The organism is Chlorobium sp., assembly GCF_049593655.1.
Lineage (GTDB): Bacteria > Bacteroidota > Chlorobiia > Chlorobiales > Chlorobiaceae > Chlorobium.
In genome coordinates this window covers 79,272-99,874 of sequence record NZ_JBAWHG010000046.1, presented here as the reverse complement: position 1 = coordinate 99,874, position 20,603 = coordinate 79,272, and the positions used below count along the sequence as shown (strand labels likewise).

The 20,603-nt window shown below is 54.9% G+C and carries 24 protein-coding genes and 1 tRNA gene; 7 read left to right on the top strand and 18 right to left on the bottom strand.

The features are described from left to right. The 5 genes from WBP50_RS07910 to WBP50_RS07890 all read left to right on the top strand — a co-directional run. Positions 1–425, top strand: a 425-nt coding sequence (locus WBP50_RS07910; RefSeq protein ID WP_423933102.1) for a helix-turn-helix domain-containing protein, incomplete at its 5' end; no start/stop codon positions are given. A 226-nt stretch (positions 426–651) separates the two neighbouring features. After that, positions 652–1,353 (top strand): hypothetical protein, encoded by a 702-nt coding sequence (locus WBP50_RS07905; RefSeq protein WP_423933101.1) that lies wholly within the window; start codon positions 652–654, stop codon positions 1,351–1,353. A 46-nt stretch (positions 1,354–1,399) separates the two neighbouring features. Then, a complete protein-coding gene (locus tag WBP50_RS07900) occupies positions 1,400–2,071 on the top strand; it encodes a hypothetical protein (protein WP_423933098.1) in 672 nt (223 codons plus the stop codon). Beyond that, positions 2,037–2,291: a P27 family phage terminase small subunit gene (locus WBP50_RS07895; RefSeq protein ID WP_423933097.1), complete on the top strand. Its 255-nt coding sequence runs from the start codon at positions 2,037–2,039 to the stop codon at positions 2,289–2,291. Before WBP50_RS07900 ends, WBP50_RS07895 begins: the two co-directional genes overlap by 35 nt. Before the next feature lie 8 nt (positions 2,292–2,299). Beyond that, on the top strand, positions 2,300–2,725 hold the full coding sequence (locus WBP50_RS07890) for a hypothetical protein (protein ID WP_423933095.1): 426 nt from the start codon (positions 2,300–2,302) through the stop codon (positions 2,723–2,725). 87 nt (positions 2,726–2,812) lie between these two features. On the opposite strand, the gene WBP50_RS07885 is transcribed toward WBP50_RS07890, so the two are convergent. From WBP50_RS07885 to WBP50_RS07845, 9 genes are all read right to left on the bottom strand, one after another. After that, positions 2,813–3,127, bottom strand: a complete 315-nt coding sequence (locus WBP50_RS07885) for a DUF4156 domain-containing protein (RefSeq protein WP_423933092.1) — start codon at positions 3,125–3,127, stop codon at positions 2,813–2,815. 25 nt (positions 3,128–3,152) lie between these two features. Next, on the bottom strand, positions 3,153–4,463 hold the full coding sequence (locus tag WBP50_RS07880; protein WP_423933090.1) for a tyrosine-type recombinase/integrase: 1,311 nt from the start codon (positions 4,461–4,463) through the stop codon (positions 3,153–3,155). A 175-nt stretch (positions 4,464–4,638) separates the two neighbouring features. Continuing rightward, a tRNA-Ala gene (locus tag WBP50_RS07875) sits at positions 4,639–4,711 on the bottom strand. Between the two features lie 130 nt (positions 4,712–4,841). Further along, on the bottom strand, positions 4,842–5,387 hold the full coding sequence (gene atpH / locus WBP50_RS07870; protein ID WP_423933087.1) for an ATP synthase F1 subunit delta: 546 nt from the start codon (positions 5,385–5,387) through the stop codon (positions 4,842–4,844). A gap of 14 nt (positions 5,388–5,401) precedes the next feature. Further along, positions 5,402–5,929 (bottom strand): F0F1 ATP synthase subunit B, encoded by a 528-nt coding sequence (locus WBP50_RS07865; RefSeq protein WP_423933085.1) that lies wholly within the window; start codon positions 5,927–5,929, stop codon positions 5,402–5,404. Between the two features lie 111 nt (positions 5,930–6,040). Beyond that, positions 6,041–6,262: an ATP synthase F0 subunit C gene (atpE, locus tag WBP50_RS07860; RefSeq protein ID WP_423933083.1), complete on the bottom strand. Its 222-nt coding sequence runs from the start codon at positions 6,260–6,262 to the stop codon at positions 6,041–6,043. Positions 6,263–6,379: 117 nt separating this feature from the next. Next, positions 6,380–7,414 carry a F0F1 ATP synthase subunit A gene (locus WBP50_RS07855; protein ID WP_423933082.1) on the bottom strand — a complete coding sequence of 345 codons (1,035 nt, stop codon included), beginning with the start codon at positions 7,412–7,414 and terminating at the stop codon, positions 6,380–6,382. Beyond that, a complete protein-coding gene (locus WBP50_RS07850) occupies positions 7,411–7,797 on the bottom strand; it encodes a hypothetical protein (RefSeq protein ID WP_423933080.1) in 387 nt (128 codons plus the stop codon). The genes WBP50_RS07855 and WBP50_RS07850 overlap by 4 nt, the downstream gene beginning before the upstream one ends. A 38-nt stretch (positions 7,798–7,835) precedes the next feature. Then, the gene (locus WBP50_RS07845) at positions 7,836–8,090 is read right to left on the bottom strand and encodes an AtpZ/AtpI family protein (protein WP_423933079.1); all 255 of its coding nucleotides are present in this window, start codon (positions 8,088–8,090) and stop codon (positions 7,836–7,838) included. Between the two features lie 173 nt (positions 8,091–8,263). Here WBP50_RS07845 and pgeF point away from each other — a divergent pair, with 173 nt between their 5' ends. Next, positions 8,264–9,019, top strand: coding sequence for a peptidoglycan editing factor PgeF (pgeF, locus tag WBP50_RS07840; protein ID WP_423933076.1), 756 nt, complete (start codon positions 8,264–8,266; stop codon positions 9,017–9,019). On the opposite strand, the gene WBP50_RS07835 is transcribed toward pgeF, so the two are convergent. Then, entirely contained in the window at positions 9,006–9,218 is a 213-nt protein-coding gene (locus tag WBP50_RS07835; protein ID WP_423933073.1) for a hypothetical protein, read from the bottom strand. The two genes, pgeF and WBP50_RS07835, sit on opposite strands and share 14 nt — an antisense overlap. 191 nt (positions 9,219–9,409) lie before the next feature. On the opposite strand from WBP50_RS07835, the gene bchU reads away from it, so the two are divergent. After that, positions 9,410–10,429, top strand: a complete 1,020-nt coding sequence (gene bchU, locus WBP50_RS07830) for a bacteriochlorophyllide d C-20 methyltransferase BchU (protein WP_423933071.1) — start codon at positions 9,410–9,412, stop codon at positions 10,427–10,429. 110 nt (positions 10,430–10,539) lie between these two features. Here the strand turns inward: bchU and WBP50_RS07825 are convergent, their stop codons facing one another. The 8 genes from WBP50_RS07825 to murD all read right to left on the bottom strand — a co-directional run bounded on the left by WBP50_RS07825 (position 10,540) and on the right by murD (position 20,599). Next, positions 10,540–11,826 (bottom strand): acetyl-CoA hydrolase/transferase family protein, encoded by a 1,287-nt coding sequence (locus tag WBP50_RS07825; RefSeq protein WP_423933070.1) that lies wholly within the window; start codon positions 11,824–11,826, stop codon positions 10,540–10,542. A gap of 42 nt (positions 11,827–11,868) precedes the next feature. Next, positions 11,869–13,164, bottom strand: a complete 1,296-nt coding sequence (gene ftsZ / locus WBP50_RS07820; protein ID WP_423933069.1) for a cell division protein FtsZ — start codon at positions 13,162–13,164, stop codon at positions 11,869–11,871. 44 nt (positions 13,165–13,208) lie between these two features. Next, the gene (ftsA, locus tag WBP50_RS07815) at positions 13,209–14,528 is read right to left on the bottom strand and encodes a cell division protein FtsA (RefSeq protein ID WP_423933068.1); all 1,320 of its coding nucleotides are present in this window, start codon (positions 14,526–14,528) and stop codon (positions 13,209–13,211) included. Positions 14,529–14,551: 23 nt separating this feature from the next. After that, positions 14,552–15,418 carry a cell division protein FtsQ/DivIB gene (locus tag WBP50_RS07810; RefSeq protein ID WP_423933066.1) on the bottom strand — a complete coding sequence of 289 codons (867 nt, stop codon included), beginning with the start codon at positions 15,416–15,418 and terminating at the stop codon, positions 14,552–14,554. Between the two features lie 93 nt (positions 15,419–15,511). Then, positions 15,512–16,900, bottom strand: a complete 1,389-nt coding sequence (gene murC, locus WBP50_RS07805) for a UDP-N-acetylmuramate--L-alanine ligase (RefSeq protein ID WP_423933065.1) — start codon at positions 16,898–16,900, stop codon at positions 15,512–15,514. Between the two features lie 11 nt (positions 16,901–16,911). Continuing rightward, positions 16,912–18,006, bottom strand: coding sequence for an undecaprenyldiphospho-muramoylpentapeptide beta-N-acetylglucosaminyltransferase (gene murG, locus WBP50_RS07800; RefSeq protein ID WP_423933063.1), 1,095 nt, complete (start codon positions 18,004–18,006; stop codon positions 16,912–16,914). Then, a complete protein-coding gene (locus WBP50_RS07795; protein ID WP_423933061.1) occupies positions 18,003–19,208 on the bottom strand; it encodes an FtsW/RodA/SpoVE family cell cycle protein in 1,206 nt (401 codons plus the stop codon). The genes murG and WBP50_RS07795 overlap by 4 nt, the downstream gene beginning before the upstream one ends. After that, positions 19,205–20,599 carry a UDP-N-acetylmuramoyl-L-alanine--D-glutamate ligase gene (gene murD, locus WBP50_RS07790; protein WP_423933058.1) on the bottom strand — a complete coding sequence of 465 codons (1,395 nt, stop codon included), beginning with the start codon at positions 20,597–20,599 and terminating at the stop codon, positions 19,205–19,207. The genes WBP50_RS07795 and murD overlap by 4 nt, the downstream gene beginning before the upstream one ends. Between the last annotated feature and the right edge of the window lie 4 nt (positions 20,600–20,603).

Sequence of the window (20,603 nt, the reverse complement as noted above, 5' to 3'; positions counted from 1 at the left end):
GGCATGATTCGTGTTTATCTTGCTTCTGGACTATTTATTTTGTCGTCTTGTATCATATTACAACAACCTGTAACATTTTCCAAATAATTGAAACAATAAAAATGGACGATGCTGAAAAAATTATAGGGAGGATGTGCCTGATTGCCGGAGTTAAGTCGTTGCCGGAATTGGCGAAAGCGTGGGAAATATCACAAAGCAAGCTGTACTATTGGCAGGAAAAAAATATCGTGAAGCTGGAGGATGTTTCCGAAAAATTGGAAGGTATAAACCTGAATTGGTTGATGCGCGGAGCTGGGCCTATGTATTCGGAGGCTGAAAATGTGCTTAGGGAAGCATCACCGCCGGGATATGAGCCGGATAATATCGCCACGGAAATCGGGCGCCTTGTAATCCGCATCTACAAGTTATTGACCGGGAAAAAATAACCTTCATTTCCCCCAAATCAAGAAAAAGAAAAAGCCCGGCAGTTAGCCGGGCCTTGCATCGAATTGCTGAAGTCGGGAAAACGATCAGCACTCACCAATAAAAAACTTTCTCCTGATTATTTCCTGAAAATGTTTGGAAAATAAAAACCAATTCCGTAAATTAATCTTAGAGGGTAAGGGAAAAGCCCTCCACTCAACGCTAAAAACCACAAACCAGGAGACCGCAATGACACAGGAAATAAAAAAATCGGCAAAACTTTCAAGGGAAGAACGTGCAGCGATTACCCTGCAGGACAACTGGCGCAAAACCGAATTGCGCACATCTCAGTCATCATGGGCTGGCGGATATAACAGTTTCGCCGTCAAGTACAAAAAAGACACAAGCCGGCCAGCGATTATCGCTGAAGCGGCAAAAGTGTGGAGCTCAAACGGAAAATGGAGCGGCAATAACATGCGAGTGGCGCTTTCGGTTCCCTCGCACTACTGGACGACAAAAGTGATCGGCGGAATTTTAACTATTGCTCCTCGCACCAGGTTCGATGAACGCGAATACAAAGCCTTCTGGGTTGAGCAAGGTCGCGGTTTTTCCGTGAAGCTCATCGAGGGCTTTGTCATAAGAGGACACCATATTGCCGGTAACGACATGGAAAAAGCCCGTACAAAAGTCGCAAAAATCAGATCAGATGCAGCCAGACTCTTGCTCAAAAAACGCCACAGCCTTGTCGAGGCCGGGCAAAAATGGGTAACTATAGACGACTCGCTGAAAGCCGGAAATTGCCGCGTAGGCACTGACGCCTTCGTAAAAAAACTTGAAAAAAAGCTCAACGCCCAAGGCCCTATCGGAGCTGTTCGTGGCGATATAATCATCGCATTACAGGACGACTATTACACCCGCAGAGCCATAGCTGTCGCGGAGCACAGCAGATAACCACCAAACCCCGCCCCTCTCCGGAGGGGCAAACCATATTGCAACCATGGCAACAAGCCCAAAAGCTTTCACCAAAAGCAACACCGACAAAAAACTACGGGTCTGCAAAAAAGGCACCGCAGCCCAAGCCATCGGCACAATCAAAAAAAATACCGACACATTCTGCCTCACATACGGGCAGTTCAGCCTGATCGACGCACTACTCGCAATCCTCGACCAAACTGGCCCCGCACACGTCGCAGTCAGCACCTGGACGGCCGCACACGCCGACCTAACGCGCTCCGCAATGTCGCTCGAAACCGGCGAATTCCTCTCCTTCCGGATGATCGTCGACCGGAGCTTCGAAACCCGGCAGCCCGACTACCACCAGCACATGATCCGGCTGTTCGGAGCCGAAAGCATCCGCGCAATCAACACCCACGCAAAATTCCTCATTGTCCGAAACGACAACTGGAACATCGTCGTCAGGACCTCCATGAACCTCAACGGAAACCCCCGCCTCGAAAATATCGAGGTCAGCGACAACGCCGAATTTGCAGACTTTTTCCAGAAAATCGTTGACGGCGTCTTCTCCGAAGTCAACCCCGGAGAAAAAAAAGAAGACGTCCCCGAACTTCCCGGAATCCAGGAAACCATCAATTTCCCGCTAATCTCAGCCAAAACAATAAAAAGAGAGGCCTTAAATGAAGCGAGCTACACCCACACCATCGACAACTGATCTGGTGCGCGAGCAAGTCCGCATGCGCACACCAGAAACCATTATCGAAGCAATCGCCACGATAATCGACCGTCGCAATGAATGCAAGCGGCGGATCGACACCGAAGGCATTGTCGTCCGCGACATGAAAGGCTCCGTAATCGCCCACCCGGCAATCAAAATCGAGCAGGACTCAATAAAAATGCTTGACGACCTCATGGCAAAACACAAAAAAGCATAAGCACCACCATGGCAAAAACACAAAAAACCCTCGGCCCCCGCGTCGAAGAAAAAACCGCCGACTGGCTCAACCGAACCTTCGGCAGCACCAACGCCGGCGCGGAATACATCCTCGCCGCCATCCCGGCGCTCTACGCCCGGACCATGAGCGATATAAAAAAGCGATTTTCAGCCTCAGAACTCTATCTCATCATCGACGTCCATAACGGGATGATGCTCAGCCCCGGATTGGCTGGCCAGCACATCATCCCCAGCTGCATCGACAGCATGGAGCTCGACGGAACAGGGGAAAAATGGGGCGTAGGAAGGCGCTTCAGCGACAAACTTGTAAAACTCTCCCTTTTCGAGCGCGCCTGCCTCGAAATCTGGGCCGCCGCATTCTGGGAGCAGCACGACCAGCCCGAAGCTCTCAGCCTCGAAACCTACGTCGCATAACAAAAAAAAGCCGGGGAACCTCTCAGCTCCCCGGCTCATCCTCAACGCTAATCAAGGAGCGCGACAACCGCACAGATCAAATATAAGCTACTTTTTCCGGTAAACCTCAGCCGTAACCGTCACGCCTGACACGTTATTTCCGGCTTCCGAGACAATATATGCCGTATCGCCGCCCATCTCAGCAGCCTTATTTCGCAGTTTGGTATACGCCCGCTCACTGCTGTTCACAACTCCCGCCATTCCGCCTGCCATTGCGCCCTGGTGGACTGTACCGATATACTCCATACCACGCACGACTTCAGGATTATTCGTCACCCGGACGGCCGATCCTGTAGCTGTCAAGCTTGCAGCGCATCCGCTGAACACCAGCATCGCGCCGACTATCAATAATCTTGCTTTCATCGCTTTCCTCCTTTGTTGTTGATCCTCAAGAAATTCCAGTCATTTCCCATTGCGAAGCGGCAACTTCTTTACCGGCAAGCTTCTCCAGATAGTCGGCCCACGCCTGCATCATGCGGGTTCGTTCGTCGAGGTGCTTGGTGCGGTTGTAGGCTGAGCCGAGACGGTCGGGAACGGCGTGCCCGAGCTGCGCCTCGATGGCATCCGGGGAGAACCCCAAGGTTTCATGCAGCATAGTTCTGGCCGTGGCACGGAACCCGTGGCCGGTTACGGTTTCAGGCCCCCATCCCATCGTCCGGAGAGCATTGTTTACCGTATTTCCGCTCATAACCCTCGACGCCGTTCTCCCTGGGAAAACGTATCGACCCGATCCGGTGAACCGGTGCAGCAGGGTGAGCACGCCTACTGTCTGCCGGGCCAGCGGTACGGTATGAACCTGGCCTTTTCGTCGGGCTTTCTCCTTCAGGGTAAACTTCATTTGCTCGATCGGGATCTGCCAAACGGCCGCGCCGAGGTCGATATCCTGCCACATGGCATGCCGGAGTTCTCCGGGCCGCACAAAAAGCAGTGGAGCCAGCTGCAGGGCGCAGCGGACGATAAAGGATCCGGTATACCGATCGATATCTACCAGCAGGCGCGCCAGCGTCTCGGAGTCCAGAATTGCCGCCATGCTTTTAACCTGCGGCTGCTTCAGGACACGGGAAAGTCCGGAAACGGGATTATTCACCACCCCGGGCGTGTCGGAAATGATGGCGAAGGTAAACACCTGACTGATGATCGTTTTGATCCTGTGGGCGCTTTCGTATGCCTGGCGCGCCTCCACAAGCCGCAGGGCGCCGAGAACGTCCTTTGTGGTGATTTCCGATATCCGCATCTGGCCGAGCACCGGCAGGATATCGCGGTTCATCCTTGAGCGGACCGTCCTGGCATGGCCTTCCGTCCACTCCGTCGATGCCACGTCAAGCCACTGGCGCGCGACCTTTTCGAACGTGTTCTCATCGATCTGCCGGGCAACGGCAACCGCACGAGCTTCGCGCCTGCGTTCCGAACTCGGGTTTATGCCCTGGGCAAGCAGTGCACGAGCATCCGCACGTTTTGCGCGGGCTGCTTCCAGGCTGACAGCCGGATAGGCCCCAAGCGACAGAAGTCCGGTTTTCCCGCTATGGCGAAACTTGAACCTCCACAGCTTTGAAGCCGGCAGAGGCTTGCCCTGCGGCGTGAACTTCAGGGGCGGAACGAACAGAAAAAGCCCGTCGCCGTCGAACAGCGTGATGGCTTTCTCGCCGGCCTTCGCCGTCTCTATTTTCCGCGCCGAAAGCGGCGGCACCTTCTTGGGCATGGGTATATCCTGAAACTCGATTTACTGCAAAAATCGAAATGTCACTATAAAATATACCAAAACCCTCCGCACTTTACAATACCTTAACGCACCTCTTCGCACTCCAAAACAAAAGAAGCCCCTTAAAAATAAGGAGCTTATGACCCGTAAAGATACTTATAGGACGTCTATTTTGTGGAGCTTAGGGGAGTCGAACCCCTGACCTTCTCATTGCGAACGAGACGCTCTACCAACTGAGCTAAAGCCCCTTTCCGGCAGCATGAGATGAAACTCACCGCTGCTGAAGGGAATATCAAAAAAAAATACGGACAAAAAAATAGCCTGCAGTGCATACAGGCTATTTTCCATTTATTGGTGCAGTCACACTTTCCGGAGGACTTACAGTTTGCCCGCCAGGAGTGATTTCTTCATCATCAGAAGCTGATGGCTTACACTGCCGTCTACAATAGTGTCTCCGATCTTTACCGTAACGCCTCCGAGCAGGTTTTCCTGAAGCGACATTTTCGCCCGGACTTTTTTGCCGGTATAGGACGCCAGCTTGTTGACCAGATCTTTTGCCTGTTCGTCGCTCAGCTTGACGGCGCTTTTGACGTCGACGTTGATGACCCCGTTGCGCTCGTCAAGCAGCTTGTGAAACTCGTTGACGATCTCGGGAATCTGACCGGCTCTTTTCTTGTGAGCAAGCAGCTTGAGAAAAATCATCACTTTGTCGCCGACGCTTTCGCTGAAAACCGCCTCGAGAATATGGGTTTTCTTGTCGCCGTTGATCAGTGGGCTTCGGAGGGCATGAGCCAGATCACGGGAGTGATCGAGTGTTTCCTTTATGGAGTTGAGCGCCTCGGCTGCCTCATCAAGAAACTGACCCTCTTCTGCTGCGGAAAGGAGCGCTGATGCATACCGCCTGCTTGCAATTACACTTGACATTTCGTGCGGAATTTTCAGTTACGTTTTGAGGAAAGATCCTGAATCATGCTGTCAACAATTTTTTTCTGCGTATCGGCATCGAGGCTGGATTTGATGATTTTCTCCGCGCCCATGACCGCAAGATCGGCGACCTCGTTTCTCAGGACATCGAGAGCACGATGCTTCTCCTGCTCGATCTCCTCTTTGGCTGCCGCAATCATCTTTTTGGCTTCCTCCTGAGCTTTCTCAGTCATTTCGGAACGAAGCTTTTCTCCGTATTCCTTGCCTTCACGAATGATCCGCTCGGATTCCGCATCGGCTTTGGCCAGCGTCTCCCGATTTTTGCGAAGTATCGATTCAGCTTCATCCTTTGCGCTGTGCGCCCGGTCGATAGCAGACTGAATTCCTTTTTCCCTCTCTTCCAGGGCAGTGATAATGGGTCCCCATGCAAGCTTTTTCAGAATAAGCAGGACGATGACGAAGGTTACCGCAGTCCAGAAAATAAGTCCCGGGTTAGGGCTTAAAAGACCGCCGCTGAGAAGTATGATTCCCGACGTAAGCATGAACACTGTTCCTTTAACGGGTTGAATTAAATATCCGATTGCGGCCAGCCCGTTAAGAAGCAGCCGCAATCGGGATATGTTCTGATTAAAGCCTAAGACATTAAGTCCTGATTACTTGAGAGCAAGCAGAACACAGATAACCTCACCGAACAGAGCAACACCTTCGATAAGCGCTGCTGCGATAATCATTGTTGTACGGATATCTGAAGTTGCTTCAGGCTGACGGGCAGTACCCTCGGCAGCTGAAGCGGCAATGTTACCGATACCAAGACCGGCACCGATGACAGCAAGACCTGCGCCGAGACCGGCACCTAAGAATCCCAAACCTTCCATCTTGTAATTACCTCCGTTTATTTGTTGTATGTTTTGCAAGTAAATTATGAGCAGTGTAAAAACTTTATTACGAGCCGGAGCATACCCTGCGAACAGTACGCCCGACGACGTTACCGGTCAGTGATGCGCAACTTCGGCCTCGTGCTCGTCATGCCCCTCGTGAGCCGTGGCAAGACCGATGAACAGTGCTGAAAGCATGGTAAAAATGAACGCCTGAAGAAATGCGACAAAGATTTCCAGCAGGTAAATGAATATAGAAAACGGAACCGATACGGCAACAGCCACAATATAGCTTTTCAGGATGAAGCTGATGAAAATGAGGCTGAGGATGACGATATGGCCTGCTGTCATGTTTGCGAACAGTCGGACGGTAAGCGCAAACGGCTTGGTGAAGAGCCCGATGATTTCGATGGGTATCATGATAATCCAGAGCGACCAGTGGGTCCCTGCGGTAAGATGGGCTGCGTAGCCCTTTATGCCGTGGGCCTTGAGTGAGGCCACCTGGGTAATAAAGAAGGTGAATACCGCGAGCGTGAGCGTTACGTTGACATTGCCTGTCGCCGTAGCGCCGTAAGGCACCAGACCGAGAACGTTACAGAGCAGGATGAAGAAAAATACGGTAAGCAGATACGGCAGATGTTTTTCGTAGCCGGGGCCGATGTTCGACTTCGCAACATCGAGACGGATGAAATCAACCAGCGCTTCCATCGCATTGGCCAGCCCTTTCGGTGCATCCTTAGGGGTCATCTTTGCATACCGGCTTCCGACGGCACCGAAGACGATCAGAACTATGGCGGCCGCCAGCCACATCATGACGACATGCTTGGTGATCGAGATATCAAAACCTCCGACAACGATTTTCGGCAGCTCAACCTCTCCGAAAGGCTCGAAAGCAAAAACGTTGCTGTCGAGGATATGATGCATGATCACATCTCCGGGCTTTTCACTGTGTCCGGACTCGGCGCCTGGAGCGGCGGCGGCTTCGGCATGCGCACCGGAAGCTTCAGCGGTCACTGTCGCACTGTCGTGCGCAACGGCACCGGCATCTTCGGGCGTGGCTGAAGCGGGTGCACCTGCGCTCAGGATGAGCGGCACGGCAAGTGCAAGAACTTTAAGAAACGCTTTGGTCTGTTTAACGATTACCGGTTTCATGCAACGTTCTTTTTCTGTTTGTTTTTCTTTTGATAGCCGAGAATTTCAACAATGACATAGATGCAGTAAAAAGCAAAAAACGAAAGCACAAAATCATAGACCGCAACAAAATCCCTCGCTATGATCAGTGCAACCAGAGCCATGAGCAGGAGAAGCCGAAGTGCCAGTCCACCGAAAACGACCTTGGTGAATACTATCGATTCCCTGTCAAACGCATACTCGAAAAGCATATAACCGGCAAGGGCATTGACAACGACCATGATCCAGGCAAGAAAGACCGCATGCAGATCAATGCTCCCCGGAGCGATGCCCCAGTAGATAACCGCCCATAAAATGACGGACAAGATACATAACTTTATAAGAAAATCAAATAATGGTTTCATCCTCTTCTATCACTTCATTGGTTTTAAAAAATTACCCTCTACTCCTTTTTTTTCCGGTTCGCTATCCGAAGCGTTTTCATGAGAACGAGCACCATGCCGACCATCCCCATAAGGACCCCGGCAAGCAGCAGCAGGGGAGAGGTTCCCAGCTTTTCATCGGCCCAGTATCCGGCAAGCACAAAAATGACGAAACTTGCGGCAATCTGAACCCCCAGACCCATATATTCGGAGAGCGCCCTGAGCGATCGTCCCAGGGAGTCCTGGATGCGCTCATCCTCCGGCAGTTGTTTCATAGCCACCTCTTTCCGTTATGTTCTCACATGCAAAAACGCACTGAAGCGGTTCAGGAAAAAACGCTTCCCGTAAGTCCTCCTTCAGGAAAAGCTGTATTTTGCCTTTAGCCGGAAGCCGACGGACACCACGAACATAATAACGCTTTATCGACATTCCTGAAAAATAACCGGATATGCAACCCGAATACATCGTTCCCGGAATATTCAGCGGCATCGACGACCTCGTCGCCCTGCAGACGACAAGAAGGGGGGGCCTCAGCCCTGCCCCTTTCGAAAGCCTCAATCTCGGCAGAAACACCGGAGACAGCACGGAGAATGTACGGGCAAACACCGATGTGCTCTGCAGGGCAGTGCAGATTGCGCCCGAACGGATCGTCTGTTCCGATCAGGTCCACGGCACCAGCGTGCTTCACGCCAGGCAACCCGGCTTCTACCCCGGTTACGACGCACTCGTCACCGCAAACAGCAATATCTTCCTCTGCATTTTCACCGCCGACTGCTACCCGGTACTGCTCTTCGATCCGGAAAACCTGGCGGTGGCGGCTGTCCATGCCGGCTGGAAAGGCACTGCGGGAGGAATTGTCGCGAAAACCATCGACCTCATGCAGCTGCAGTTCCATTCAAATCCAGGAGATCTCCTTGCCTGGATAGGCACCGGAATTTCACAGCCCGCCTACGAGGTAGATATGTCCGTAGCCGAACAATTCCCTTCCGCTCACCGGATGCCGTCAGACCCGGAGAAAAAAAAGGCGCTTCTCGATCTCTGCGGAGCCAACAGAACCCAGCTGCTCGATGCAGGAGTGCCTGCCCGGCAGATAGAATCATCGCCCTTCTGCGCCGCAGGCGACAGTGATCTGTTTTATTCTTACCGCCGCGATGCCGGCCGGACAGGGCGCATGGGCAGCATTATCGGCCTCAGGCCCCGCTGACGGATATCGGATCGAGAGCGATCAGCACCGTTCCGATTTTTTTCTCGAGTTCGCGCACGAGGGAAAGCTCCTGTTCGGAGAGGTTTCCGGCAATAACGTCGTAACGGGAAAAAGAGAGCAGCGTTTTGCCCAGCTCAGCTTCAAGCTTGCGTACTTCCGCGATCTGGGCATCCGTGAGTTTTGAAAGACTTGAAAGCATCCGAAGCCTCCTTTGTTTACGGTAACAGCAGGGCCTTGCCTGAAACACATCACCTTTCAATTATAACATAATGAGATGATTCCTTTCAGTTGTTTCGTAAGCCTATTTGGGGTAAATTAAAGTTTAAGGTAAAATAATACCTGCCTTTCCGTGCCTATCAATTTCTTAAACTCTTTAGCCTCACCTGTACCATGAACGACAATGAGTTACTGAAGCAAAACCACAGGGCAAACGAACTTATTTTCAAAGGTCTTGTGGAATTCGGCTGTTTCAAGGCAGCTCTTGAACTCGACCTCTTTACGCAACTAGGCGATGAGGCAAAAGATACCGGGACTCTTGCCGCTGCTACAGGCGCCGTTCCTCCGAGGCTGGGCATGCTGCTCGAAGCTCTCCGCCAGATGGGCGTGACAAATGAGGAAAACGGCAAATGGAGCCTCACGGAGTTCGCCCGGGCCATGTTTGTTCCCGATGCGGCTCTGCCGAACATGTATATGATTCCTGTGGCAAAAGCGATGGCCCACCTCTCGGACAACTTCTATCTGAAACTGGCCGATGCGATCAAGGGTCAGCTCAACTTCAAGGGCGAAGTGCCCTACCCGCCGGTAACCCGCGAAGACAACTGGTATTTCGAAGAGATCCACCGCAGCAACGCCCACTTCGCCATCAAGCTGCTGCTTGAAGAGGCCGATCTGTCGGGAGCAAAAACCCTGGTCGATGTAGGCGGCGGTATCGGAGACATTTCCGCTGCACTGCTGAAAAAATTCACCCAGCTGCAGTCGACGATTCTCAACCTGCCGGGCGCCATTGATCTGGTCAATGAAAATGCTGCCGAAAAAGGTGTAGAAGGCCGCCTCAGAGGCTCCGCCGTCGATATCTACAAGGATGCCTATCCGGAGGCCGATGCGGTCATGTTCTGCAGGATCCTCTATTCGGCCAACGAGCAGCTGACCGACATGATGTGCAGAAAAGCCTATGCGGCACTTCCTGCCGGCGGCAAACTGCTTATTCTCGACATGATTATCGACGACCAGGAAAACCCGAACTTCGATTATCTGAGCCACTACATCCTCGGTGCGGGCATGCCGTTCTCCGTTCTCGGCTTCAAACCTCAGGACGCCTACAGGGAGATCCTTGAAAACATCGGCTTCAGCGGCGTAAAAATCGTCAGAAGGTACGACCACCTGTTCTGCGAAGCGGTAAAGCCTGCCTGAAGAACCACCGGCCGGAGGCAATAGTGAAAAAGGCGTCGCCCTCTCCCGAGTGCGACGCCTTTTCTGTTTTCCGGTTCCGGAAGGCCCCCTTCAACGGCGGCAGGAATCTTTCAGCAGAGGCTTTTCGGACCGTAAAGATCCCGCGCACTGCGGCATATATCCTCGCGGAAATCCGGATGCGCGATACTTGCCAGCGCTTCCGCCCTCTGGCGAAGATTCTTCCCGTGGAGGTTGACAATGCCGAACTCGGTCACCACATAGTGTACGTGCGCCCTCGTGGTGACGACTCCGGCCCCCGGCTTGAGATGCGCGACAATCCGGGAACTGCCGTTTCTGGTGGTCGAAGGAATTGCGATAATCGGCTTTCCCCCTTCCGAAAGAGCCGCGCCCCTGATAAAATCCATCTGTCCGCCAACCCCTGAAAAGTACTTGTGCCCGATAGAGTCGGCGCAGACCTGCCCGCTCATGTCGATTTCGATGGCGCTGTTGATAGCCGTCACCTTGGGATTCTTGCGGATTTCCCTGGTATCGTTGACAAAGTCGGAAGGCAGCATCTCCACAAGAGGATTGTCATCGACAAAATCGAACAGACGGCGTGTACCCACAAGAAAGCTGGCTACGACAATCTCCTTGTGCGTTCGCTTTTCCTTTCCGGTAATGACCCCTTTTTCTATGAGATCGACAACGCCGTCCGAGAACATTTCGGTATGAATTCCAAGATCGCGGTGGGAACCCAGAGCGGCAAGCGTCGCATCAGGAATAGCGCCTATACCCATCTGAAGGGTTGCCCCGTCCTCCACAATGGAGGCCACATTGCGCCCGATGCACTGCTCGACGACCGTCAGCTCGTGCCTCGGCGTTTCGGGAAGCGGGTCGTCGACAGCGACCATGGCGTGGATCTTGCTGACATGCAGCATCCCCTCTCCATGCGTCCGCGGCATGGCGGGATTGACCTGGGCTATGACCTGACGGGCAGTATGAACCGCGGCAAGCGAAGCGTCGACGGAAACGCCGAGCGAACAGTAACCGTGCCGGTCGGGAGGAGAGACATGAACCAGGGCAACATCGAGGGGAAGAATCCGGTTATGAAACATCGAAGGGACGTCACTGAGGAAAATCGGCATGGCATCGCCGAGCCCCTCCTGCACGGCATGACGCACATTTTTTCCCACGAAAAAGGCATTGAGCCTGAAACTTTCCTGATACTCCTCTCTTGCGTAAATGGCATCGCCCTCGGTGTGAAGGCTCACGATCTCGACGGCCCTCAACTCATCTGCCCGCGCCACCATGGCCTCTATAAGCCGCTGCGGGGTTGCAGCAGCCGTATGAAGAAAAACCCTGTCTCCTGAACGTATAATTGCAACCGCATCTTCCGCTGAAAGCATCCGACAACCCATCTTGCTCCTTTTTTTAATAATGTAATACGGGCCTGATGAACCTCAGGACCCGTTGTTTTTGCGGCGCAGATAGGCTGGCAGATCGGAAAGCCCTTTCTGAATCTGATCCTCCGCTTCATCCGTCACGCCCTGGGCATGGTTGCCGCTCTCCGCATCAGGCGCCTGGCGGTTTTTAATGCCGATCTCAAGAGGATCATGTATGGAAATCTGGCGTCGGATGTAGGTGGGAATTCTCATATCCTCCTCCTGCCGGTCAGGAAGCCCTGTGACAACTGAACGAAGCGCCGGGGAAAGCGGCCCCTGGCGAGGGTCCCTGATTCTCGATACCGGGGGCTGGCCCTTTCCGGGGTCCCCGGCTCCGATGGCATCCTTGCGTTTGAACCCGGTGACAATGACCGTCACCCGTATCTCACCCGAAATCTGGGGCTCATCGACATAACCGTTGATGATTTTCGCTTCACTGCCGACCTGCTCCTCGATGTAGTTCATGGCGTCGGTCATATCCCGCATGGTGACTTCCCCGGTAATATTGACCAGCACCCCTTTGGCACCCCTTACCGAAACCCCGTCGAGCAGCGGGCTGTTGAGCGCATCGGAAGCGGCCTTCAGGGCCCTCCGCTCGCCGGCGGCAGCCGCAGAACCCATGACGGCGTCTCCGGCCCCCGACATGATGCTCTTGACATCGGCAAAATCCACATTGACGTGACCGTGACGGGTAATGATATCGGCAATCCCCTTCGCCGCCCGGTAGAGCACGTCGTTGGCCATATTGAAGGCTTCCGTCGCGCTTACCCCCTCTTCGGCAATACTGAGAATGGTTTCGTTTTCGACGACAATAAGGGTATCGATGAATTTGCGAAGCTCGTTGATTCCACCATCGGCGATGCGCGCCTTGACCTGCCCCTCGAAATTGAACGGTCTGGTCACGACGCCAATGGTGAGAATGCCCATGTTCCTTGCGATGGATGCGATAACCGGAGCGGCTCCCGTTCCCGTGCCTTTTCCCATGCCGGCGGCAATGAAGACCAGATCGGCGCCCTTCAGCTGGGCGGCAATGATGTCCCGGTCGTCTTCGGCGGCCTGGCGCCCTTTCGAAGGATCGGCGCCCGCCCCGAGCCCGTTGGTGGCTTTCTTGCCGATCTGCACCCGTATCGGCGCCTGTGAATTCAGGAGCGCCTGCCTGTCGGTATTGAAAACGATATATTCAGCCCCGCTGATCTTGCGGTCGATCATGTTGTTCACGGCATTGCCGCCGCAACCGCCAACACCGACAATCCTGATGGTAACCCCTTTCCCCTGATCGCTGTCGAAGAGTCCCGGATCCAGTTCAAATGCCATTGTTTTCTTCCCAAAAGTTTAATCCGGCGCCAGAATGGGCGCCATTACAATTGTTCCCAGAATTTTTTCAACCGGTCGACGATCTTGTTTCCTTCAGGAGTGACGGGAGCCTTGCCTTTTTCAGCAGGCTTTTCCTTTTCGCGCGGCAGCTCGCCCTCAAGCGATACCGCGGGCTCCATGACGATAGGGGTGATCTGCCGCTCCTCGAACATGCTGTTCTGCAGTGAGTGCGCCACAAGTCCCATGACGGTGGCATACATGGGATTGTTTACCGACCCCTTGATGCCGCCGGAAACCCCTTCGGGGTAACCGATTCGGACGTCGAGCCCGAGGACGTCCCGGGCAAGATCCTCGGTGCCGGGCAGCAGCGCCCCCCCTCCGGTTATGATGGCTCCCGCATTCAGATACTCGTAATAGCCCGAGCGCTTGATCGAATCCCGGACCAGTTCGAAGATCTCCATCATGCGGGCCTCAATAATCATGGTCAGGGAGCTTTTCGGAAACGACTTCTGCGGACGGCCTTCAATGCCGGGAATCAGAATGGTCTCATCGTCTCCAAGCATTTTGCTGCAGGCATATCCATGCCTTATCTTCAGCTCCTCGGCAACTTCATGCAGCGCCTTTACTCCGTGCGCGACATCCTGTGTGACATCGTTGGCGGCAACCTTGATGACCTCCGAATAGCGTATGGCCCCGTCGATGTAGATCGCCACCTCCGTGGTTCCCCCTCCGATATCGACAACGACCACACCGCTCTTCTTCTCGCTCTCCTTCATGACGGCTATGCCGGAGGCGACCGGTTCGAAGGTAAGGGCGCTTGCCTCAAGACCGGCTTTTTCGATGCACTGCTTGATATTCCTGATTTTGGTGCGGAGGCCGACTACGATATAGGCGCTGCCGGTCATGGTTGTTCCCGCCATTCCTATCGGATCGAGCACGCCGTCCTGGTCGTCGACAATGAACTCCTGGGGAATGACGTGGATGATCTCCTGGTCGATATCCAGATACTTGATGTTTGTCTTGGCCTTGTCGAGAAAACGCCGGACATCGGACTCGTTTACAATGCCCGTCTGATTAACGCTGATTTCGGACTTGCTGTGAATGCAGTTGACATGAGCGCCCGAAATACCTACGTTGACCCCTTTTATACGGATCGACGACTCCCGTTCGGCATCGGCCACGGCCGTCTTGATGGCATCGACCGTCTTGTTGATATTGACGACCGTGGCCCTCTGCAGCCCGTCGGAGTTTGAACGGCCTTTACCGAGAACGTTGAGTTTTCCGATCTCGTCCTTTTCGGCGACTACAACACAAACCTTGGTTGTACCGATATCGAGCCCTACTGCTATATTCCTTGTGAGCATTGTCAATTAAACTTGCATGATTATCACAGGGGAGCTTCCTGCTGAACTTCAGGAGATACAGAATCCCTGGTAAATATTCTGTCCCTGAACCTCAGATCAACAGTATCAAAATTATCCAGCCCTTTTTTCGAGACAACCTTTTGCCAGAATATCTCGAATTTTTTCAACTTTTCCTTAAAGTTCCCGTCACTGCCGACGATAAACCTTGCCGGCGAGGCAGCCGCGCGGCAAAAGGTCATCGGGCGGTTTTCGAGATGAATTTGACGTATGAGCAATCCGGCATAATCCGACTCGCTCAGGGCCTCGGTCAAATCCATGAGCAGCGTGCTGTCACCGGGAGTCAGTTTCCTCAGTCCGGCGCCGGCATCCCTGGTCCGGGATATGCCGAAAACCGTGATCATGCCGGGAATCCGGGCGACTGCGGCAGGCGTTGCAGGAAGAAGAACTCCTTCGCGGTCTATGACCATCCTCGCATTTCGGAATACCGTCCTGGCAAGCGGCACCCTTTCGACAACCCTGACCCTGATGATGCCGTTCAGTTCGCGACTGACCGAAACATCCCGTACATAGGCAATGCGCAGCAGCCTGCTGCGGATCGCTTCGGCATCGACCTTCTGGAGATTTCTGCCGACAAAACCGTTGAGTACCAGTGAGACCTCCCTGGCGGGGACGATCCGCGCACCTTCGATAACAACCTCGCGAACCACGATCTCCTTTTTCCAGCGCGACGCGTAGTAAGCCAGACCGGCCAGACCGGCAAAAACCGCAAGAAGGACAACCAGAACGGCTTTCCAGTTTCCGCCCGCCTCACCGGGGTTCCGCCCTGCGACACCCTTTGTATCGGGTCCGCTGCTGCCGGAAGAATCCGGGGTATGTTCCAACTCAGACATCGGCATAGTTGTTGTTTCTGTAACCCGCCCCCTGCAGGAGGTTCCGGGCCTCCGGCCGCAAGGTTCGCGGTATCGTTCCTGGCATCGCCTCCATCAGCCGCGAAGCTCCCCTGCAAGAGCGGTCGCCATGTGCGTAATATCACCGGCTCCCATGAAAAGCAGCATGCCGCCATCTCGGCATATCTCCCGGAGGGCATCGAAGAGCTCGCTTCGGGAGGGAATGAACTCCGCATGCTTTCCGCCGGCTTTGCGCACCGCTTCGGCAACAAGCTCGCCGGTGATACCGGGAAAATCTTCCATCTTTTCACGCGAAGGATAGATATCGGCGATATAAATGGTATCCGCATGGGAGAGCGCCCAGCCGTACTCCCCGGAAAACTCCTGCGTTCTTGAAAACAGATGCGGCTGAAAAACCGCGATGATCCGTGAATCCGGCCAGCCGCTCCTTGCCGCCCTGACCGCAGCTTTCACTTCCGAAGGATGATGGGCATAATCATCAACAACCATCAGGCCCTTTCCGTTGTCGTACTTCATCTGGAACCGCCGTCTCATGCCGCTGTACCTGCCCAGGCCGGTAATGAGCTTTTCCGGCTGGATACCCAGTTCCAAGCCTGTCGAGAATGCCGCAAGCGCATTGAGCACGTTGTGCCTGCCGGGCACCTGCAGTTCGACGCCCTCGTAACGGCTGCCGAAAGCATTGACGGCAAAGACGGTGCGGTTCCTGTCCATGACGATATCCGTCGCCATGACGTCGGCCGGCTCCTCGATGCCGAAGGTGATATAGCGGCGGTTGAGACGGGGAATGATCCTTCTTATTTCCGGCCAGTCCGCACAGCAGATCACCCTCCCGTAAAACGGGACCTTGTCGGCAAAGGCCACAAAGGCGTTTTTCAGTTCATCGAGTGATCCGTAGGTGTCCATGTGCTCCGACTCCAGGCTGTTGACGACGGCAATGGTCGGCGTAAGCTTCAGAAATGCCCGGTCGTACTCGTCGGCCTCGATAACCATGAACTTGCCGTCCCCGACAACCGTACTGCCTTTCAGATAGTCGGAAACACCGCCGATCATGACGGTGGGTGACTCTCCCGCCTCGATGAGCATGGTTGCGATCATCGCGGTCGTCGTGGTTTTGCCGTGCGTCCCGGAAATGCATACGCCGTACTTGTACCGCATCAGCTCCCCAAGCATCTCGTCCCGCTTGATAACCGGAATGCCTGCCTTTTCGGCGGCGGCTATTTCCACATTCTCCTCTTTCCTTACGGCTGAAGAGTACACGACGACATCGCAGCTCGAAACGTGCTCCGCACTGTGGCCGCGATAGACAACCGCGCCGTGCTCGGAAAGCTTCTCGGTCACCTCTCCGCTCTGGAGATCCGAGCCGGTAACGCTGAAACCGGACTTGAGCAGCAGCTCCGCTATGGCGCTCATGCCTGCTCCTCCGATACCGACAATATGTACTTTTTTCGTGTTTCCGAGCTCCATGACCATAGGGCTTACTGGTTTGCAAGTTGAATGATACGCCGTGCAAGCTGAATGGCTGCATCGGGGTGGGCAAGACGGCCGCAGGAGAGTGACATTGCGGAGAGACGCTCCGTGTCATGCAGGAGGTCGAGTACGATCTGCCGGGCCTCCGGCGTATCGAGATGACTGTCGTCGATCAGCATGGCCGCTCCGCTGCCGACAAGCGCTTTGGCATTGAAGCGCTGATGGTCGCCCGTCGCATAGGGATAGGGAACAAGCACCGATGGCCTGGCCATATTGGAAAGTTCCGCTATGGTTGATGCCCCGGAACGGCAGACCACGAGATCCGCCGCCGAATAGGCGTCGCCCATATGCTCGATGTAGGGACCTATCCACACTCTCCCGGAAGGCTTCACCTGTGCGCTCACCCGTTCATAATCGAGCGCGCCGGTCTGCCAGACAAGATTCGCCCGGGAGGTAATCCCGTCCAGCCATTTCAGCACCGCATTGTTGATGGAGCGGGCTCCGCGGCTGCCGCCGAAAACCAGCAGGGTCGGCAGCGGCTCCCTCAGGCCGAAACGGCCCCGGGCAGACTCCCTGTCGGAAGCGGGAAACGAGCGTGCCGGATTTCCGGATACGAAAACCCCTTTGCGGCGCCGGATATACTGCCTGGCCTCACTGAACGACAGATGCACCTCCCCTGCAAGCAGGGAGAGCAGCTTGGTGGTTACCCCAGGAAAGGCGTTCTGTTCCTGGATAAGCGTCCTGCAGCCCATAAGCTCTGCGGCAAGCAGCAGGGGCGCGCTCACAAACCCTCCCGTACCGACAACAACGTCGGGCCGCTCCTTTCTGATCAGCGATGAGGCGTTGAGCAAGGCTCCGGCAAAGTCGGCAAGCACCTTTATGTTGCCCCATATCGCCTGCAATGAGCCCCCGCGCTTCAACCCGCTGACCGGCAGGAGATGCAGCCGGTAGCCAAGCCGGGGAATCTCGGTGGCCTCGATGCCGTTTTTCGTGCCGGCGAACGACACGTCGGCTCCCGGCACCAGTTTCAGCAGTTCTCCTGCCATGGCAACCCCGGGGTAGAGATGGCCGCCCGTACCTCCTCCTGCAAACAGGACTTTCATAGGCCCTCTCCTTCGGAAAGCTCCGGAGCGGACTCATGCTCCAGCTGCTGCTTCCTGTACCTCGATATGCTGATCAATATTCCCACTCCGAGCGAGTTGAAAATCAGGGCCGTACCGCCATAGCTGATGAAGGGAAGGGCGACTCCTGTCGTCGGAAGGAGATGGGAGGCGACGGCAATGTTGATGAACGCGAACAGGACAATGGCAATGGTAATGCCGCTGGCCACGAATTTCCCGAAATTATCCGGCGCATGCTTGGCGATGATAAGGCCGCACACAAAAAAAGCCACGAAGAGCAGAAGCACCACCAGAGCGCCGATAAAACCGTACTCCTCGCCGATCACCACGAAAACGAAGTCGTTGTAGGAGAGCGGCAGGTAGAGCTCCCGCTGCTTGCTCGCTCCGATTCCAAGGCCGAACAGGCCGCCGTTGCCCAGCCCGATAAGCGCCTGGAGCACCTGATAGCTCATATGTTTTTCATCGCCGCTGAAAAACGAAACCAGCCTTGCCACCCTGTACGGCGCCAGCAGCGCAAAAACGGCGGCGATCGGCGCCAGCAGGGAAACGGTCGCAAGCAGGTAACGGATTCGCACCCCGCCGATAAACATCATGAAAAAGCCGATAATCGCGATGAGCGACGCCGTGCTGAAGTTCGGTTCGAGGGCAATCAGGGCGACAACGGTCATGAGAATGATGAGCAGCGGCAGATAGGTGTTGTGCAGATCCCTGATATACGTCTGCTTTTCGCTGATGAGCCTCGAAAAATGGAAAATCAGGGCGTATTTGGCCAGATCCGAAACCTGGAACTTCAACGGCCCGTAGCCGATCCAGCGTGCGGCTCCGGAATAGACGCCCACAACCTTCAGTACCAGGAGAAGCGCAAGCAGGGCAATGCTGCCGAAAAGAAAAATTTTGCTGACCTTGTGGAAAATATGGTAGTCGAGCCGGGCGAAAAACGCGATGGTCACCACGCCGATGCACGAAAAGAAGAGCTGCCGCCAGAGAAAGTATTCCGAACTCGAATATTTGTTCTCGGCCCAGCCGGCTCCGCTGCTGTAGACGACCACAATACCGATACAGATCAGGAGGGCAACAACCAGCAGCATCAGCTTTCCTGCAATAATCTCCCCCCGCGGCGCATCGCTGCCTGCCTCCGCAGTACCGGGCAGTGCGGAACTTCCCGTTTGCATAGTCGTCATCATGATCCCAGTAAGCCTGTATAGTGCTTGAAAAGTCTTCCCCGTTCCTCGAAATTCTCGAACATGTCGAAACTCGCGCAGCCGGGCGAGAAGAGCACGGTTTCTCCACGCGCAGCCGTTTTCCTGGCAAGATCGACAGCCGCCTCGAGGCTTTCGGCCTGAACCGTCGGGGTTATGCCAGCAAATGCCCGGATTATTTTCTCTCTCGACTCGCCGATGGCGATTACCGCCGCAACCTTCCGGCCTACCACAGGGTCAAGAACCGAGTAATCGTTTCCCTTGTCGCGGCCTCCGGCTATCAGTACGATCCTGCCCGGAACGGCGTTGAGCGCCTGAAGCAGCGCATTGATATTGGTGGCTTTCGAGTCGTTGATCCAGTCCACTCCATCCAGACAACGCACGAATTCCTGCCGGTGCTCGACACCGCGGAACTCAGCGATCGCCGTGCGAAGGGCATCCCGGCTGATGCCGAGCGCGTCGGACGCGGCGACTGCGGCAAGGGTGTTGTAGATATTATGCTGACCGCGGAAACTGCCTTTCAGGAACTCCGTGCCTGCAATGACCTGATCCGCCGTTCCCCGATTCCAGCGGGAAATCACTCCGTCCCCGAAAAAGAAGGCTTCGGATGCCCCGCTCCGGATGACATCCTCTCCCACGCCGAACGGCACGATCCGGAATGGGAAAGCGCCCCGCCCTGGATGGAAGTGTTCCCTGAGCAGCGGGTCGTCATAATTGTAAACCAGCGTATCGGAGGGTCCCTGTGCGGCATAGATGCGGTATTTCGCAGCGGCATAGGCTCCCATGTCGCCGTCGTAACGGTCCAGATGATCCGGAGTGATATTGGTGATGACGGCAACATCCGGCCTGAAGCTCACGCACCCTTCAAGCTGGTAGCTGCTCAATTCGACAACGGCAAGATCGCCCGACGCCATCCCGGCGGCAAGCGAGGAAAACGGCACCCCGATGTTTCCCGCACTGAAAGCCCTGTAGCCCTTTGCGGCCCCGTCTGCTTCGGCTATGCTGTGCAGAAGCGTGGCGGTTGTGGTCTTGCCGTCCGTTCCTGTAATACCGGCGACTCTGGCGCTGCAGAACCAGCTCGCTGCCTCGATTTCACTGAAAAGAGGTATACCCTCCCGGAGAACCTGCCGGACAACCCCTGCAGTTCGGGGAATTCCCGGGCTTACCACACAGAAATCGGCATCACAGACCCGTCCCGAATGCCCCTCAGCTTCCCATGCGATCCCGCGGGCGGCAAGACGGTCCGCCTCGACGGGCGATATCCGGCCGAGTTCGCTCACAAACACCGTCGCTCCTGCCTCGGCAAGCAGTTCCGCCGCGGCAAGGCCGCTGCGCCTGGCGCCGATTACCGATACTTTTTTGCCTTTTACATCCATGCCG